16 protein-coding genes are annotated in these 17,366 nt (G+C 65.5%); 6 read left to right on the plus strand and 10 right to left on the minus strand.

The features are described 5' to 3' along the window. Positions 1–89 precede the first annotated feature (89 nt). Genes AAHK20_RS00600 through AAHK20_RS00625 form a run of 6 tightly spaced genes read right to left on the minus strand, consistent with a single transcriptional unit; the run spans position 90 to position 5,922 of the window. Positions 90–1,238: an NAD(P)/FAD-dependent oxidoreductase gene (locus AAHK20_RS00600; RefSeq protein ID WP_449179487.1), complete on the minus strand. Its 1,149-nt coding sequence runs from the start codon at positions 1,236–1,238 to the stop codon at positions 90–92. After that, positions 1,231–2,682: an FAD/NAD(P)-dependent oxidoreductase gene (locus tag AAHK20_RS00605; protein WP_449179488.1), complete on the minus strand. Its 1,452-nt coding sequence runs from the start codon at positions 2,680–2,682 to the stop codon at positions 1,231–1,233. The genes AAHK20_RS00600 and AAHK20_RS00605 overlap by 8 nt, the downstream gene beginning before the upstream one ends. Then, a complete protein-coding gene (locus AAHK20_RS00610; protein WP_449179489.1) occupies positions 2,679–3,062 on the minus strand; it encodes a (2Fe-2S)-binding protein in 384 nt (127 codons plus the stop codon). Before AAHK20_RS00610 ends, AAHK20_RS00605 begins: the two co-directional genes overlap by 4 nt. 26 nt (positions 3,063–3,088) lie before the next feature. Further along, positions 3,089–3,883 (minus strand): ABC transporter permease, encoded by a 795-nt coding sequence (locus tag AAHK20_RS00615; protein ID WP_449179490.1) that lies wholly within the window; start codon positions 3,881–3,883, stop codon positions 3,089–3,091. A gap of 19 nt (positions 3,884–3,902) precedes the next feature. Beyond that, a complete protein-coding gene (locus tag AAHK20_RS00620) occupies positions 3,903–4,838 on the minus strand; it encodes an ABC transporter permease (protein ID WP_449179491.1) in 936 nt (311 codons plus the stop codon). After that, on the minus strand, positions 4,828–5,922 hold the full coding sequence (locus tag AAHK20_RS00625) for an ABC transporter ATP-binding protein (protein ID WP_449179492.1): 1,095 nt from the start codon (positions 5,920–5,922) through the stop codon (positions 4,828–4,830). The genes AAHK20_RS00620 and AAHK20_RS00625 overlap by 11 nt, the downstream gene beginning before the upstream one ends. 321 nt (positions 5,923–6,243) lie before the next feature. On the opposite strand from AAHK20_RS00625, the gene AAHK20_RS00630 reads away from it, so the two are divergent. Continuing rightward, positions 6,244–7,113 (plus strand): IclR family transcriptional regulator, encoded by an 870-nt coding sequence (locus tag AAHK20_RS00630; RefSeq protein WP_449180034.1) that lies wholly within the window; start codon positions 6,244–6,246, stop codon positions 7,111–7,113. 7 nt (positions 7,114–7,120) lie between these two features. Here the strand turns inward: AAHK20_RS00630 and AAHK20_RS00635 are convergent, their stop codons facing one another. Beyond that, positions 7,121–10,210, minus strand: a complete 3,090-nt coding sequence (locus AAHK20_RS00635) for a transglycosylase domain-containing protein (RefSeq protein WP_449179493.1) — start codon at positions 10,208–10,210, stop codon at positions 7,121–7,123. 587 nt (positions 10,211–10,797) lie between these two features. Between AAHK20_RS00635 and AAHK20_RS00640 the strand changes: the two genes are divergently transcribed. From AAHK20_RS00640 to AAHK20_RS00650, 3 genes are all read left to right on the plus strand, one after another. Continuing rightward, entirely contained in the window at positions 10,798–11,661 is an 864-nt protein-coding gene (locus tag AAHK20_RS00640) for a hypothetical protein (protein WP_449179494.1), read from the plus strand. 154 nt (positions 11,662–11,815) lie between these two features. Then, positions 11,816–12,118 carry a putative quinol monooxygenase gene (locus AAHK20_RS00645; protein WP_449179495.1) on the plus strand — a complete coding sequence of 101 codons (303 nt, stop codon included), beginning with the start codon at positions 11,816–11,818 and terminating at the stop codon, positions 12,116–12,118. After that, positions 12,115–12,504 (plus strand): DUF488 domain-containing protein, encoded by a 390-nt coding sequence (locus AAHK20_RS00650; protein WP_449179496.1) that lies wholly within the window; start codon positions 12,115–12,117, stop codon positions 12,502–12,504. Before AAHK20_RS00645 ends, AAHK20_RS00650 begins: the two co-directional genes overlap by 4 nt. A 1-nt stretch (position 12,505) precedes the next feature. Here AAHK20_RS00650 and AAHK20_RS00655 read toward each other — a convergent pair whose 3' ends face one another. Beyond that, positions 12,506–13,096, minus strand: a complete 591-nt coding sequence (locus AAHK20_RS00655) for a TetR/AcrR family transcriptional regulator (RefSeq protein WP_449179497.1) — start codon at positions 13,094–13,096, stop codon at positions 12,506–12,508. Between the two features lie 89 nt (positions 13,097–13,185). Here AAHK20_RS00655 and AAHK20_RS00660 point away from each other — a divergent pair, with 89 nt between their 5' ends. Beyond that, positions 13,186–13,662 (plus strand): PaaI family thioesterase, encoded by a 477-nt coding sequence (locus AAHK20_RS00660; RefSeq protein ID WP_449179498.1) that lies wholly within the window; start codon positions 13,186–13,188, stop codon positions 13,660–13,662. Positions 13,663–13,826: 164 nt separating this feature from the next. Here AAHK20_RS00660 and AAHK20_RS00665 read toward each other — a convergent pair whose 3' ends face one another. Next, complete coding sequence (locus AAHK20_RS00665; RefSeq protein WP_449179499.1) at positions 13,827–15,065, minus strand: MFS transporter; 1,239 nt, start codon at positions 15,063–15,065, stop codon at positions 13,827–13,829. A 140-nt stretch (positions 15,066–15,205) separates the two neighbouring features. After that, positions 15,206–16,153: a LysR substrate-binding domain-containing protein gene (locus tag AAHK20_RS00670; RefSeq protein WP_449179500.1), complete on the minus strand. Its 948-nt coding sequence runs from the start codon at positions 16,151–16,153 to the stop codon at positions 15,206–15,208. Between the two features lie 162 nt (positions 16,154–16,315). Here AAHK20_RS00670 and AAHK20_RS00675 point away from each other — a divergent pair, with 162 nt between their 5' ends. Further along, positions 16,316–17,347, plus strand: a complete 1,032-nt coding sequence (locus AAHK20_RS00675) for an alpha/beta hydrolase family protein (RefSeq protein ID WP_449179501.1) — start codon at positions 16,316–16,318, stop codon at positions 17,345–17,347. The last annotated feature ends 19 nt before the right edge of the window (positions 17,348–17,366 follow it).

Raw genomic sequence — 17,366 nt, forward strand, 5'->3', positions numbered from 1 at the left:
CCGCCCCAAGGGAGGCATCGGGCCCCCTCGGGGGGCAGCGAACGAATGTGAGCGTGGGGGTAGTTCATATAGTCTCCTGAAGAGCGGATTCACTGCACCTGATGCGTAGCGGAAAGCGATGGTGTTGCGTCAACACATGTGAAGCGTTCGATCGAAAACGCGTCGATGGGCGTTGCCGTGGCGCCATCGGCAACGAGGTCTGCAAGGACTTCGCCGACGCCCGGCGCGAGCAGAAACCCGCCGCCGGAAAAACCGAAAGCATGCAACAGCCGAGGCGTCGTGGAGCTCGCGCCGATGATCGGGTTGTCGTCGGGCGTCGCGCCTTCGACGCCGCTCCACGTGCGAATCACGAGCGCGTGTTCGAGCAGCGGCAGCAACTGGCAGGCGTCGCGCATCACGCTGCGTGTGGTGTCGGTGGACGGCTGGCCGAATTCGCCGTTGCCGCTTCCGCGCCCGCCGCCGATCACGACATTGCCGCGCTCGACTTGCCGCGCGTAGATGCCGCCGCCGAACACGCCGAGGTTGTGCGTGATGAACAAGGGCAGCGGCTCGGTCACCCACATGTTCGGGTAGATCGGTTCCAGCGGAACCGCTTCGCCGAACTGGGCCGCGAGCGTGTTGCCCCATGCCCCTGACGAGTTGATGAGCCAATCGGCGGTAAAGGACGCCTCGCTCGTGCGCAGCTGGAAACGTGCGCCGTCGAAAACCGCCGCCGTTAGCGCGGTGTTTTCGCGAATGTCGGCGCCGGCCTCCCGTGCCGCGCGCGCAAAAGCAGGCGACACGAGCCGCGGATTCGCGTGGCCGTCACGCGCGCACAGCGAGCCGCCGACGGCGCGCGAGCCAAGCCACGGATAGCGGCGGCGAAATGCGTCGCCCGCCATCACCTGCAGATCGAGCCCGTGCTCGCGCGCCATCTGCGCATAGCGGTGGAGCCCGTCGAGATCGGCATCGCTGCGCGCCAGCCGCAAGTGTCCCGAGACGACGAACTCGCCGTCGCTGCCGATCAGCTCCGGCAAGCGGTCCCATACGCGGCGCGCGCGCAGCGCGAGCGGCAGTTGTTCGGCGGGGCGTCCTTGGCAGCGCACGCCGCCGTAGTTCACGCCGCTGGCCTGCGCGCCGCAGAAGCGCCGCTCGAACAGGCCGACGCGCAAGCCGCGCTTCGCGAGATTCAAAGCCGCCGACGCGCCGACGAGACCGCCGCCCGCGATCGCCACGTCGTAGTGCGTGCCGTCATTCATCGCGGGCCTCCTCGGCGATTTCGGGGACGACGCCGGAATGAAGCGCGAGCGAGATCGGCACGGGCTTGATCGGCGCTTGCGCTCGCAGGCGGCCGACCGCTTCGAGCGGGCGGCCGGTTTCTTCGGCGAGCAGCAGCGCGGCCGCTTCGCCGCACATGCGTCCTTGGCAGCGTCCCATGCCGGCGCGCGTCAGCGCCTTTAGCCGATTGATCTCGGTGACGCCGTCGTTGCGGATGCACGCGCGCAACGCGCCCGCGTCGATTTCTTCGCAGCGACAGACGAGCGTCTCGTCGGGCCAGGGCGACGCGCAGGGTTCGCGCGGCGTGAACGCGGCGTCGAGTCCCGCGCGGAATGCGGCGATGCGTTGCATGCGGTGTGCGATTGCGGCGTCGCTTTCGAGGTCCTGCATACGCGGGCGTGCTACGCCGAGATCGTCGATCAGCGCGAGCGCCGCACGGCGTCCCGCGAGTTCCGCCGCATCGGCGCCGGAGATGCCCGCGCCATCGCCTGCGAGATAGATTCCAGCCACCGAGCTGCGGCCTGCCTCATCGAGCGAGGGCAGCCATGTGCGGCTACTCGATTCGAAACGAAACGCGCAGCCGGCGAGATCGGCGAGTTGCGTTTCGGGGCGCAGGCCGAAGCCAAGGCCGATTGCATCGCAATCGATCGCGAGCGGCGCGCGTCCTTCCACTCGTCCTTCTGCGCGCCATTCGATGCCGGTAACGCTGCGCCCGCCGCGAATACGCACGAGCGTCGCGCCGCGCACGACGCGAATCCCTTGCGCGCGCAACCATCCTGCGTAGTAGAGCCCTTTAGCGAGCGTCGAAGGATTGCTCGCGAGGCGTGGCAGAGCGGCCGCTTGCTGCGCGAGCGAACTCGTATCGATCACTGCGGCGACCTGCGCGCCCGCCTTCGCGTATTGATACGCAACCAGATAGAGCAGGGGCCCCGTGCCGGCAAACACGACGCGCTTGCCGATCGCGCAGCCTTGCGCTTTCAGCGCGATCTGCGCGCCGCCGAGCGTATAGACGCCGGGCAGCGTCCAGCCGGGCAGCGGCAGCACGCGATCGGTCGCGCCGCCCGCGATGATGAGGTGTGAGAACGGCACGCTTTGCGCGCGGCCTGCACGAAGCGTATCGATGCGCTGCGCGCCGATGCCCCACGCGAGGGTGTCGGGCCGGTAGTCGATGTGCGGCAGCAGCGCGGCCATGGCCGCATGCACGCCTTGGGCCTTGTTCGCCTCGAAGCCATACAGAGTGCGCTTCGAGCGCTTGAAGCCGCCCGTTGCCGGCGGCTGACGATAGATCTGCCCGCCCCAGCGCGCGTTCTCGTCGAGCACGATCGGCGCGAGCCCCGCGGCGACGAGCGTCTCGGCGGCGCGCACGCCGGCCGGACCCGCGCCGACGATCACGATGCGAGGGGCGTTGTTCGATGTTGTGCTCATCGGGAGGGCTCCGCTTCGGCATGCTGCTGCTGAACATCCGGCGCGCGCGTGACGATCCGCATGCCGGCTTCGACGAGCGTCGAGCACGCGCGTATCCGCACACCGTCTTCCGTTCTCACCCAGCAGTCCTGGCACGCGCCCATGAGGCAGAAGCCGGCGCGCGGCGCGCCGCTGAATTCGCTGTCGCGCACGCGCTTGGCTTCGAGCAGGATCGCGGTCAACACGGTGTCGCCCGCGAGCGCGCTGACGCTGCGGCCATCGAGCATGAAAGCGACCGGCGCGCGGCCTTGCTCGGCAACGCGCACGAACTGCGGACCGCCGCCGCTCGCATGCGAGCGGCGTTCGCCGTTGACGTCGATATCGGGCGAGGTAGGTGCCATGAAAGACGAGGGGGCTGAGGAAGTCATCAGTGATGCCCGACCAGAATGCGATTGAGGCCGTAGGCGCGGTCGATCAGCAGCATCGCGCCGGCCGTGATGGCGATCACGAGCGCGGAGACCGACGCCATCATCGGGTCGATCGATTCGGTCGCGTACATGTACATGCGCACCGGCAGCGTGATGGTTTGCGGCGACGTGACGAAGATCGACATCGTCAGCTCGTCGAAGCTGTTGATGAATGCGAGGAGCCAGCCGCCGGTGATGCCGGGGATGATCATCGGCAGGGTAATGCGCTTGAACGTCGTCCACGGATCGGCGCCGAGCGAAGCGGCGGCGTGCTCGACGCTGCGTTCGAGCCCTGCCACCGATGCGAGCAAGAGCCGCATCATGAACGGCGTGACGATGATGATGTGCGCGATCGTGAGCCACACGAACGAGCCCGTGACGCCGATCAGCGCGAAGAAGCGCAGGAAGGCGATGCCGAGCACGAGGCTCGGAATCACGAGCGGCGAAAGCAGCAGGCCGTTCAACACGCTGCGTCCTGGAAAACGCATCCGTCCGATCGCGAGTGCCGCAGGCAAGGCAATCGCAAGCGACAGCGTCGCCGACAGAAACGCGAGCTTCACGCTATTGAAAAACGCGCTGATGAAATCCGGGTAGTCGAGAATCGCGTGGAACCAGCGCAGCGAGAAGCCGTGCGTCGGCAGCGTCAGTGTTTCGTCGGGCGTGAAGGCGACCAGCACGACGATCACGAGCGGCGCGAGCACGAAAAGAATCACGAGCGTGTGAAACGCCAGCGCGATAGGGCCGTTTTTTCTCATAGCTTCAGTCCTCGCGCCGTTAGCCCATGCTGCGCTGATAGCGCCGTTCGAGCATGCGGTAATACGTGAGCATGATCGCGAGATTGGCGATCAGGAGCAGCACCGCAAGCGTTGCGCCGAGCGGCCAATTGAGCGAGCTCAGAAACTCGTCGTAGACGGCGGTGGCGGCAACCTTGAGACGCCGTCCGCCCAAGAGACCCGGAATCGCGAACGCGCTTGCGGAGAGACCGAACACCATCAAGCTCCCGGACAGGATGCCCGGCATCAATTGCGGCAGGACGATGCGGCGCAGCGTCGTCGCGGGCGACGCCATCAGCGACAGCGCCGCGTTTTCCGTCTGCGGGTCGAGCTTTTGCAGCGAGGTCCAGACGGGAATGACCATGAACGGCAGCATCACGTGCACGAGCGCAATGACGATCGCGAACTTCGTGTATTCGAGCCGATAGGGGCCGAGTCCGAACACGCCGAGCGCCTGATTCACGAGGCCGTTCGTATTGAGCAGCATGCTCCAGCCGAACGCGCGCACCACGACCGACACCAGGAGCGGTGCGAGGATCGCGAGCAGGAAGAGCGAGCGCCATGGGTCGTGCATGCGGTAAAGCACATACGCCTCGGGCGCGCCGATCACCACGCACAGCAGCGTTGTGACGATCGCGATGCCGAAAGTGCGCGCGAAAATCTCGTGGTAGTACGACGAGCCGAGTACGTGGGCGTAGTTGCCGAACTGGAACGCGGCGATTGGGCCGCTTTGCGGGTCGAATCGGTAGAAGGTCAGGACGAGCGTCATCGCGAGCGGCACGAGCACGAGCACCGCGAACAGCACGAATGCAGGGGCGCACAGCAGCCACGCGGGGACGAACGCATGCCACGGTGCTTTCGATGACGAGGAGGCTGTAACGTTGGCAGCGTCGGCCGCCGCCGCGGCGCGCAGCGTGCTGGTCGTGCTAGTGGGCATGGCGGGCGTCCTCTTCGATGAAGCGCACGGCATCGCTCGTCCAATCGACGCCAACCGCATCGCCTTCCGAGAACGGCTCGCCGCCCTCGTTCTGGCAGCACACGAGCATGTCGCCGAGCTTGCTGTCGACGCGGTAGAGCCATTGGCTGCCGAGGAAGAAGCGGCTCGAGACGCGCGCGGCGAGGCGGCCCGCATCGGGCGCGCACAGGCGCAGCTTTTCCGGGCGGATGCAGAGCGTGACGGCGTCGCCGAGGCCAAGCGCGCGCTCGGCGCGTTGCGTAGACGAAGCATCGCGCGTCTCGATCAGATCGTGGCCGAGGTCGATACGGATTTGATCGTCGGCGGCATGCACGACGACGCCCGGCAGCATGTTCGCCTTGCCGAGAAACTGCGAGACGAACTGCGTTTGCGGACGTTCATAGGCGTGGTAAGGCGTATCGACTTGCGTGATGCGGCCGGCCTCCATCACGACGACGCGGTCGCTGATCGACAGCGCCTCGGCCTGATCATGCGTGACCATCACCGTCGTCGTGCCGACTTTGCGCTGGATCGCGCGCAGCTCGAACTGCATGTCCTCGCGCAGCTTCGCATCGAGATTCGACATCGGTTCGTCGAGCAGCAGCACGGGCGGCTCGATGACGAGCGCGCGGGCCAGCGCGACGCGCTGCCGTTGCCCGCCCGACAGCTCGCGCGGAAAGCGATCGCCGAGCTTGTCGAGACGCACGAGGCCGAGCGCGTCGCGAATCCGTCCGGCGCGCTCGGCTTTGGCGACGCCGCGCATTTCGAGCCCGAAGCTCACGTTTTCAGCGACCGTCATGTGCGGAAAGAGCGCGTAGCTCTGGAACACGACGCCGAGCCCGCGCTGGTTCGGCTTCACGTGCGTGATGTCGCGGCCGTCGAGCGCGATGCGCCCGCGCGTCACGTCGATGAATCCCGCGATCATCTGCAGCGTCGTCGTCTTGCCGCATCCGGACGGGCCGAGCAGCGAAACGAACTCGCCTTTTTCCACGGAGAGGTTGAGATCGGAGACGGCGTGCAGGTTGCCGTACGACTTCGAAAGATCGGTGAGCGTGAGGAACGACATGGTCTGGCCTCTGGGTGCGTCGGCGGACGATTGCCGGTGAAGCGACTCTAGCCAGCCAAATTACGCAGCGTCAATTTCAAATTCCGTTCAACGGGATGAAAATTAAAAAAATTCCGTTTAGCGGAATAAAAAGATCAGGGCCACAAGCCTTATTCCGTTGCTAGGGTTGGCAGGAAAGGCCGGAAAAGTAGGGGTAAATGCGGAGAGGCTGCGTCTGGTAGGGGCTTGAGCGTAGGAGTTATCGGCGGTTAAAAAACTCTATATGATTCCGCCTAATGGAATAAAGACACGAGAAAAGCGATGAACTCTGCCGATGATCGAATGAAGCCCGGGTCCGAAGGCGGTACAGCGGATCGCACACCCGCCGCGCCCGGCGCACTGCAACGCGCGTTCACGATCATCCGCGCGCTGGCGCATGCGCCGGCCGAAGGCGCGCGCGTCACCCGCATCGCGAAGGAGGCCGGGCTCACGCAGGCCACGGCGCACCGCATCCTGCAATCGCTCGCGGACGAAGGCGTCGTCGAGCAAGACGGCAACTCGAAGCTCTATCGCCTCGGCATCGATTTTTTCGCGCTGGCGGCGCAAGCGAGCAACCCGAGCGGCCTGCGTACGCTCTGCCGTCCGGCAATGCTGCGGCTGTGCGCGAGCCTCGGCGATACGATCTTCCTGCTCGTGCGAAGCGGGTTCGACGCCGTCTGCCTCGACATGTGCGAAGGCCCGTTCCCGATTCGCTCGTTCACCGGCGATATCGGCGGGCGCGTCGCGCTCGGCGTCGGGCAAGGCAGTCTCGCGATTCTCGCGTTCCTGCCCGAAGCGGAACGCGAAGAGATCATTCACTTCAACGTGCCGCGTCTGCGCGGCTATGGCGTGCTCGACGAGGTGTATCTGCGCACCGAGATCGAGCGCGTTCGCCAGCTCGGCTACGCGGGCAGCAACAGCGGGGTGCTGGATGGCATGGCGGGCGCGGCGGTGCCGATTCTGGACCGCTCGGGTGTGGCCGTCGCGGCGTTGAGCGTCGGCACGCTGGCGAGCCGCTTGACGCCGGAGCGCCTGCCGACGGTCGTCGAATTGCTCAAGCGCCAAGCCGATGCGATCGGACCGCGAACCAATCCATTCGACGTCGCGCTGCGCCGCACGGCGCAACGTCCGGCGATTGCGCCGATTGCGCCAAACGGCGACGGTATCGGCTGAAGCGTGCCTATCGCTCGGTGGTGTTCGCCGTCTTGTCGTCGCGGCCGATCAGCGGCTGCAGCGCGGGCGAGAGCGACTTGAGCAGCTGCACCGCGAGCGCGCTCGTATATTCGTAGTGCGCCGCATACGGCTCGTGCACGTACGCGGTCAGCGTGCCGTAGAAGTGCTGGCCGATCTCGAACACGAACGTCGCCGTGCGGTTGACCTTGCGCGACTCGATCAGCCGGTGGCCCGGCGCGTACACCTCGAAGCGCTGGTCGCCGGTGCCGGTTTTGCCGTACACGTCTAGCGTCTTGCCGTCGGCGAGCGGCATGCCGTAGGCGAGGCGCTTGGCCGTGCCGCCGGTCACGACGTCACGCAACAACCCCTGCACGACGCCGACGATCTCCGGCGACAGCACCGGATCGGTCGGCTGGCTCGCATGCTCCAAGTGGGTTTCGTATGGCGTGCCGGTTGCGAAGTCGAGCGAACTGATGCTTTCGGTCGGCAGCATCTTGCCGCCGCTTTCGACGATGCCGATCAATTTCGCGAGCGCCGCCGGCCGGTCGCCCGATGCGCCGATCGCTGCCGCGAACGACGGCGTGAGCGTCTCGAACGGATAGCCGAGCGCGCGCCACGACTGGCCGATCCGCTGATACGCCTGCAGCTCGACCATGTGCCGGATGCGCCGATCCTGCGTCAGGTGATAGCGCGTCTTGTAGAGCCACTTGTACGTGTAGAAACGCACGTCGCGGCTCGCGTCCTGCACTTGCGCCTCAGTCGCCTTCGGATGCTCGCGCAGATAGTTCACGGTCCACAGTTCGAGCGGATGCACCTTCGCGATATAGCCGCGGTCGTTGAGGTTGAACTTGTCGATGCCGTATTTCTCGTAGAGCCGCGAGAGATCGTAGATGTCGAGCGACGCATCCGGCGTGCCCTTGAGCGCGGTGCGCATCTGCGCGCTGAACCAGGTGATCGATGCGTCGGGCGCCTCGCTGCGCAGCACCGTCGCGACTCGCTTCGCCGACTTGTGCACGTGCTCGAGCAGCGTGGCGAGCGCGTCGTCGGGTGTCTTGCCGTAGTAGCGCGTGTAGAAGCGGTGCAAATAGACCTTGCTTTCCTGATCGACGAATTGCGCGAGATACGCCTGACGTACCGCGGGATCGGCATACCAGCTCTGCGACGGCCCCGCGGCCTGGATCATTTCATAGTGGACGATGTCGCGCATCAGACGCACGAACACGAGGTTCACCGAGTGCTGGAACGCGCGGTGCACGGTGAGGATCTGGCTGTTGTCGGAGGCTTCGAAGTTCGTGAAGGTCTGCTCGCCGCCGCCCGTGTAGAACATTTCTCCGGCGCTCGCCGAATACTTGCGTTCGGTCGCCGCGTTCAGCATCGCCGAGAGCGAATGATCCGGCGTGTGCAGCAAGTAGTCGACGGACCACTTCGTCAGATTGTCGAGCGGATCGGGTTCGACTTGCTTCAATTCAGCATTGCTCATCGACGCATAGCGCTCATGCAGTGCCGTCACGATCTGCAGATAGGTGATGATCGTGCGCAGCTTCGCGGTCGAGCCGAGGTTCAGGCGCGCGCCCTGGTTGATGTCGAACGGCTCGTTTACGCTGTCGGTTTGCACGCGTACGAGATTCTCGCCGTTGCGCCGCTCGTACAGCGTGAAGCTGAACGTGATCTTCGACGGGTCGTCGCCCGGGCGCAGCATCTCGAAGCCATAGAGGCCCGCGGCTTGCGCGCCGTCCTTGGTCGCGGCCAGCGCGAGACGGTCGCTCACGGCCTGCTGCACCGCGTTGTCGAGCGTCGCGCGGGCGGTGAGATCGAGCCGGTCGAGATCGTAGAAGCTCTTCACGCCGAGCGTGCTCAATAGATGCGCGCGCAACGAAGTGACCGCCTTGCGCGAGATGAACGAATCGGGGGGCGGCAGCGTCGTCTTGCGCTTGAGTTCGAGATGCGCGGCGAGCGCGGCGTCGCGCAGCGGCGCCGAGATCACGCCGTTGGCTGCCAGCACGCGCAGATAGCTGTCGGTCAGGGGCTCGAGTGCGGAGTTGCCGGGGCGCAGGAAGGACGACGGCGCGCGTTGCGCGACGAGCAGCGAGAGCACCTGCTTGAACGCGAGCGCTTGCGCGTCGAGCGCGCCGGGGGCGATCGGGCCGTTGCCAGTTTCGGCGTTGGCGTCGGCGAGAATCCGGTTGACCTCGTCGAAATCGCGTCCGTACCAGGCGGCGAGACCGTCGCCGAGACCTTCGATCTCGCCGATGCCGGGCTGCGCGGCAAGCGGCTCGGTGTTCAGGTAGTGCACCAGAATCTCTTTGCGCGCGGGCAGCGTTTCGGGGCCGTCGAGGTAAGCGAGCACCGATGCCGAAGCGATCTGCCGCAGTTTTTCGGGCGGCGTCGCGGTACGCCCGTTCGGCGAGTGGCGGAACTTCTCGATCTGCGTGGCGAGCGTGCTGCCGCCCGGCGTCGCCTGATGGCGATCGACGAGGCGCACGGCCTGGTCCATCAACGCGCGCGAGAAGCGCCCCCAGTCGATGGCGGGGTTGCGGTAGGGCGCACTGGGGTCGAGCAGATAGCGGTCTTCGATGAACGTCAGCGCGTCGACGACGAGCGGCGGAATTTGCTCGAAGCTGTCATAGGTGCGGATCGGATAGCGCGCGCTGTAAAGCGGCGCGCCTGTCGCGTCGAATAGCTGGAGGCCGGCGCGGTCCTTCTCGTCATAGGGAAGATAGAGGCCGCGGTTCGCGAGATCGAGCATCGCTTTCGAATCGCGCGCTTGGTTCGTGATCGCGAAGCCGCGTTCGGTGAGTCGCGCGATGAAGCTGGGCAGTTCCGCGTAGCCGAGCCGCACATCGTAGGGGCCGCCTGCGGGGAAGTGGATGCTGTTGCTCGGGCCCTGATCCAGCGAATAGTTCAGGTTGCGCGCGAGGTCCGACAGATAGCGCGCCTGCAGCCGCGACGTTTCGATTTCGATGTCGACGAAATGCGCGGCAATCCCGATCACCACCGCCGCGACGAGCAGCAGTAGCCACTTCAGGCGCCTTCCGAGCGGCATCGTGGCGATGGCGCGCAACGGCAAGCGAGGCAATCGAGCGAGAGGGCGGTTCATGGCGGCATCCCCGACGAGCCACGGTGCCGGGCTTGGATGCGGCGGGACTGCGGCGCGGGGCCGTGCGCGGCCGATTCTCTCGTAAGAAACCGGCGCTCGCACCCTCGCGCGACGTGTTTTCCGGCGCGCCCAGCACACTACGTCTTAAGTTTAATCATGCTGGATCGCGCTTGCAGCAGATGTGGGCTACCACACGTAGCGCGGGGGAGACAGATGCTGGAAAACCAGGGGTTTCCGGCAATGTTTGGCGCCTTCCAGGCGGCGCCGGCTGCCGCGCCGGTAATGTTTGCCGTCGCTTAATGGCGACACGCGGCGACCTTTCGCGCCGCACCAACATGGTGATGCAAATCGGCCCCCGTGCGATCGATGAGCATGCTCGGGAATTTTCATCTGTGCGCAAAGAAACGCTGTAACTGTCAGAACTAGCAGTTGTAGTCGGCGTTTTCGATAGGTGAAATCTAAGGCTACAGCCGTTCGCTGGAACGCACCGTTTGCGCGTTCCAGCGAATGGTTTCGAAAGCCGCCGGCGATGCCGCCCGTGCGCATATCAATCGGATGTTTGCCATTCAAAACGGGGGAGAGCGTCAATGGAGCTGAAAGCACATTCATTCGCGCGCAGCCATCATTCGTGCTGGACCGACGATCTGCAGGCCGACGCGTACGCGGGCGAGGTCGCATGCGACGCCGCCGAGGACGCGCTCACGCACGGCGGCGTCTATCCGCTCGAGCAAATGCAGCAGGCGCTCGGCGCGTACGACCGCGCCGCGCTGGCGGTGTTGCGGCGCCATCGCGAGCTGCGCGTCGAGACGCTGCCGGTCGTGCCGTCGCGGGCGCCGGGCGGCGCTTCGTTGCTGTCCCTCTATATCAACGCGCACGGACGCCTGCATATCCGGCCGGCTTCGCAAGAGAAGATCGATTGCGGCGGCGACGCTTGGATCAGCGTCGGCCAAGTTGCCGCCGGCGCGTCGGTGATGGCGGAAATCGTCGGCGTAAATGCCGCGTGGCAGCGCAGCGAAGCGGAGTACTTCGTGCAGGTTCGCGCGGCGATCGAACGCTTGTTTAGCGAGGGCGGATTGCAGCGGGCGCTGGAGCAGGTGATCGATCAAATCGACTACATCGACTCGCTGAGCTTCTACATCGGCGACCGCTATGTGACGCTGATCGACGAGGACGGCCGCCCCGGCTTCCTGTACTCGCTGCGCGAAAAGCCCTACGTGCGCTGGACAGACGACGAAGTGCTGATCGTCGCGGCGCTGCATGTGCTCGTCCGATCGGGACGCGCCTCATGCTTCGACGAGTTCAACGGCGCGCTCCTCACCGCACGCGATCTGATCGCGCGCATCGAGCACTATTCGCTCGGCGATGCGCGCGAAAGTCACGACCGTATGGCATTCGAAAGCCTGGACCTGTTCGAGCGCGTCGCGAAGATCCGCGCGCTCAAGCGCTTCTGATTTCGCGCATTCCCTTCCTCAGCCGGCGGGGCGCCACGTGTGCTACGTGACGCCGCCGGCATCCCCTCCGCTCGACGCTCGTGCTGCTCATCTTGAGCCGATAATGTGTGAACCGTCGCAACCTTAGCGATGCACACTCAACCGGAGACAGATGATGATTCAGCACGCACTGTTCGCACGCTTTGAAGCCAAGCCCGGCAAGGAAGCCGAAGTGGAAGCGTTTTTGCAGAAAGGGCTGGAGATGGCGAATCGGGAACACACCACGCCGATCTGGTTTGCGCTGAAACTGTCCGATCACGTGTTCGGCGTGTTCGACGCATTCCACAGCGAGGCCGACCGTCAGGCGCATCTCGACGGCGAAATCGCCAAGGCGCTGATGGCCAATGCCGAGACGCTGTTCGTGGCGCCCCCTGCGATCGCGAAGATCGAGGTGCTCGGGATGAAGAACACGCTATGAGCATCCGCATCGTCCAGCTCGGTAGTCCCCGCGCGGCCGGCGAGGGTACGCGCATCGGCACCGTGCGTCGGCCCCCGCGCGGCGTGCCGAAGGCGGAGTTCGCGACGCGCGATTACTACGACGTGTGGCTGCCGATCCTATCGCCGAGCGCCGGACTCATGGCGCAAGGCAAGGAGGCGGCGAGCGATGGAGAGTGGAATGCGTTCGTACGAAAATTCCGCGCGGAAATGAACGAAGGCGATGCGAGCAAGGTGCTCGATTTGCTCGCGGTGCTTTCACAGGGCACGCATTTTTCGGTCGGCTGCTATTGCGATGACGAAAGCCGCTGCCACCGCGGAATACTGCGGCAGTTGCTGACGGAGCGGGGCGCAGCTTTGGCCGACTGAGTCAGTGGCTGCCGCACACTGCTTGCAAATCGTCAGAAACGGCGCCGAGAATTTCCTTCGATAGCGCCTCGTCGCTAACCGCGCGCGACAGCACCACCGCGCCGACGAGTTCCGCCATCGTCGAGATCGCCATGCGGCGCCTCGCGGACGTGTCGGCGCCGGCTTCGCCTGGAATCAACGGCTCGAGCGATTGAATCATCGCCGTCACGCCGTCGGCGAAGCGCTGACGGATTTCGGGGCCTTCGCGCGCGGCGTCGCTGGCTAGCGCGGCGAGCATGCAGCCTTCGCCGGGGCTGTCGCGATGGCGCTCGGACAGGTACTGGCCGATGAGCGTCGCGAGCGCGCTATCGGGATGACTTTGCCGGTGTTCGCGCCACTTCTCGACCGTGCGCGCCATCGACGCCTCGCTCGCCTTCGCGGCGAGGTCTTCCTTCGACGCGAAATGGCGATAGAAGCCGCCGTGCGTCATGCCGGCGCCGTTCATGATGTCGGCGACGCCGACGCCATCGAACCCTTTCTCTCGAAACATCTTGCTCGCGACTTCGAGGATGCGTTCGCGATTCTCCAAAAATTGCTCACGGGACACTTTCATCGTCTGGCTCCCTGATGTTGACATTTTAGATTGTACAAAACATCATTAGGAAATTCGATGTTTATCGTCATCTATCAGGTGATTTTGCCATGGATATGGATACCCCGACCCGCTCGACCCGCTCAACACACGTCGAGAACGAACTCGATGGGCTTGCGCAGCTGCGCCAATTGATGGCGTCCGGAAAGAAGCCGGGGATATTGGTGTCGTTGGGTTTCGACTTCGTCGAATGCGATGTCGGGAAGGCCGTATTCGCGGGCAAGCCGGGCGATCACGCGTATAACCCGATCGGCACGATTCACGGCGGCTACGCGGCGACGCTGCTCGATTCGGCCTGCGGCTGTGCCGTGCATTCGTGTCTATCGGCGACGCAGGCTTATACGACGCTCGAATTGAAGGTGGCGTATCACAAGGCGATGACGCGCGACACGGGCGTGGTGAGAGCGGAAGGGCGAGTGGTGTCGATCGGGCGGCGCGCTGCGTTCGCGGAGGCGAGACTCGTCGATGATGACGGGAAGCTGTATGCGTCGGCGACGTCGACGCTCATGGTTTTCGAGCGGTCTTAACCGCGGGTTTTAGCCACAGTACGCGCTGCCGGATAGCAGGAATAGCAGCGCGGCGGGCGACAGGTAGCCCGCGAAGCACAACGTTACGATTGCGGCTCCCAGCAGCGATACTGCGGTCGCGATCAGTGTTCGGCGTAACGGCAGCGTGATGTGCAGCGCGCGTCTCATGCCGCAAGCGCCGCCGGTTGATCGAGACGCGCGACGCGCTCGTCGTCGATCGGCAAGTGGAGCAGACCCGCGACGATGCCAAGCGCGATCGCGCCATACCAGAGCCAATCGTAGGCATGGGTCGCGTCATAGACGATGCCGCCGAGCCAGACGCCCAGAAAGCTCCCGAGTTGATGGCCGAAGAACACGAAACCGAACAGCGTCGCGATATAGCGCACGCCGAACACTTGCGATACGAGTCCATTGGTTAGCGGCACCGTGCCGAGCCAGATCAAGCCCATCAGAAACGAGAACACGTAGACGCTTGCGGGCGTGAGCGGCGCAAGAAAGAACGCCGCCATCGCCGCCGAGCGAATGAAGTAGATCGCCGAGAGCACATACTTGCGGCGCAGGAAGTCGCCGACATAGCCGCACAGGTAGGTGCCGATCACGTTGGCGAGCGCGATCAGCGCGAGCGCCGCGCTCGCGTTGCGCGTGCTCAAGCCCTTGTCGAGCAGATACGAGGGCATGTGCGCAGCGATAAACGCGAGTTGAAAGCCGCACGCGAAAAAGCCGAAATTGAGCAGCCAGAAGCCGCGATGCGAGAGCGCTTCGCGAATCGCGGCGCCCATCGACTGCGTGGGCGCTTCGCCGGGCATGCGGCTCACAGGATACGCAGGACGATCGCGCAGCCACGCCGACAGCGGCGCGAGCACCACCATGACGGCCGCGAGCACGGCGAGCGTCGAGACCCAGCCGATGCCGCTCATCAACGTTTGCACGAACGGCACCGTGCAGAACTGCCCAAGGCCGCCGATCGCGCCTGCGACACCCAGCGCCCAGCTACGGCGCTCCGCGGGAAAGAGCCGGGACAGCGCGCCGTACACAGCGCCGAACGCCGAGCCCGACAGCCCGATGCCGACCAGCACGCCGGTGCCGAGCGTATAGACGCCCGGCGTGCTCGCATAGGCCATCGTGACGAGGCCGAGCGCGTAGACCAAGAGGCCTGCGAGGATCACCTTCGCCGAGCCGAAGCGGTCGGCGATCATGCCGGTGAACGGCTGCGCGACGCCCCACAGCAGGTTCTGCAGCGCGAGCGCAAGACCGAACGTTTCGCGCGACCAGCCGTGGTCGAGCGTCACAGGCGTCAGAAAGAGGCCCTGCACGTGCCGCACGCCCAGTGCGGCGCCCATCACCACGCCGCCGGCAACCACCAAGGGCCAGCGCTTGTGCCAAACGTCTTGTGGTCCGTTCACTTGATCTCCTCTTTCGTATTGCCGTGGCGCGCACGCCGCCGCATGCCATGCCGGCCATTAGAGGCCGGCGCGAGGCGCCGTTCAATCAATACTTTGGGAGGGTTCGCATGCATGCAGCGCATGCGAGAGAGAAGATGGCGCTAGCGCGCGGCTTGCTCGGCCAGCACGCGGCTGACGACCGCCTCGACCGCGCGCGCTTCCGCCTCGATCCACTCGACGACATCGAGCACGTCCTGGCGCGGTTTCGTTTCTGCCCGATAGAGCCAGTACCCGTAGGCCGTGGTGCGGCTCGCGGCGCCGTCGGCGAGCGCGACGAGCCGCCGGTCCGCGAGCATGGGCTCGATCAGCGCGATGCGGCCGAGCGCGATGCCCTGACCGGCGAGCGCCGCCTGGATGACCTGGTCGTATTGGTTAAAGCGCAGCATGCCGAGCGGCCGCGCGTCGTCGAGTCCCATCGCGGCGAGCTGGTCGGCCCAGCGCAGCAGCGGCCGGCGCGGCCCCTCGAATTCGAGCAGCACATGCCGGCCGATGGTGGCATCGTCGTCGAGCCGCGCGAGCCCGAGCGACGGATGGGCCACCGGCACGACCGCTTCCTCGAAGAGCCGCACCGCGCCGGGCGGCGCGCTCGCCGCCGAGCAGTAGCGGATGCCGAGATCGATGCCTTCGGCGCGCAAGTCGAGATTTCTGTCGTTGGCCGCGACACGCAGGTCGATGTTGGGGTAGCGTTGCTGAAACCGGTTGAGGCGTGGCAACAGCCACAGGCCCGTCACGCCGATGCTCGCCGTGATCGTGACAGGCAGCCGCTCTTGGGGCTGGCTCAGAATCTCGAAGACTTCCTGCAACTGCTGGACAGCGGCGTCGGCGGTGCGAAAGAGGCGCTCGCCCTCGGGCGTGAACGTGATCGACCGGTAGCCGCGATGAAAGAGCGCGACGCCGAGCAGGTCCTCGAGCGCATGGACCTGCCGGCTCAGCGCGGATTGCGTGAGGCACAGATCCTCGGCCGCGAGCGTGATGCTCATGCGCCGGCCTACGGCGACGAAGCCGCGGATCAGGTCGAGCGGCGCGAGCCGCACCAAAGGCGTTGGCATGCGTGGCCCTCATGCGAAAGATGCGAGAAGGTTGGTTGAGCGGGGCGATCGAGTCAAGTGCAATATCGAACTGTGTAGGTGCGACGCGGATGCCCCGCGTTGTTCGGCATGTGAGGAGGGAATGCAGTAATGACGGAGGAAAGGGAGTCGATGAGAGAAGCGATGACACTCGCACCCGAGCCCGAACCGATCGCGCTGAGCGCGGCCGACGGCTGCCCGATCAACGGCTTCGTCTGGCGCCATCGCACGCGCGACGTCAGAGAGGGCGTAGGCGCGCAGCACGGCACGGCCGTGGCCGCGCGGCCCGTGGTCATCGTCAACGCGGCGACCTCGGTGCGCTGCACCTACTACTTCCGTTTCGCGGCCTTCCTCTACCGGCATGGATACGACGCGATCGTCTACGACTACCGCGGCATCGGCGAATCACGGCCGGCCACGCTGCGCGGTTTTCGGGCGTCGTGGCTCGAATGGGGGCAGCTCGATTTCGAAGCGGTGCTGCAATACGCGTCGCGTGAATTCGCGGGCCAGCCCATCGACGTGGTCGCGCACAGCATCGGCGGTTTCGTCCTTGGGCTCGCGCCGTCGAGCGCGATGATCCGGCGCGTCGTCACGATGGGCGCGCAGTATGCGTATTGGCGCGACTATGCCCCGGCGCACCAGCGCGCAATGCTGTGGCGCTGGCATGTGCTGATGCCGATGCTCGCGGCGCTGGTGGGCTATGTGCCCGCGAAGCGGCTCGGCTGGATGGAGGACACGCCCAAGGGCGTGGCGCAATCGTGGAGTCGCAGCAAGGCGCGATTCGAGGATACGTACCGGCGCGGCGCGTTCGCTCGCGGCGACGCCGAGCGCGCGCGTCTGGTCGAGCAGTTCGCGGCGGTGCGCGCGCCGCTGCTGGCGATCAGCGTCACCGACGACGAGTTCGGCACAGTCCCCGCCATCGAGCGCCTGCTCGGCTATTTCACCGGCGCCGCGCTCACGCATCTGCGCATCGCGCCGCTGCAGATCGGCCATCCGGCCATTGGGCATTTCGCGTTCTTTCACAGCCGCTTCGAAGACAACTTGTGGTGGATCGCGCTGGCGTGGCTGAAGTCAGGAACGTTGCCGCAGGACGCGCCGGGCAGCGTCGTGTTCGAGCGGCATCGTCCGCTTGGCGATGACGCGGCGGCGCCTGAGAAGACGGCGAGTCTAAGTTGATGGCGCGCGTGGCGGAAAA

Source organism: Trinickia camelliae (assembly GCF_053525655.1).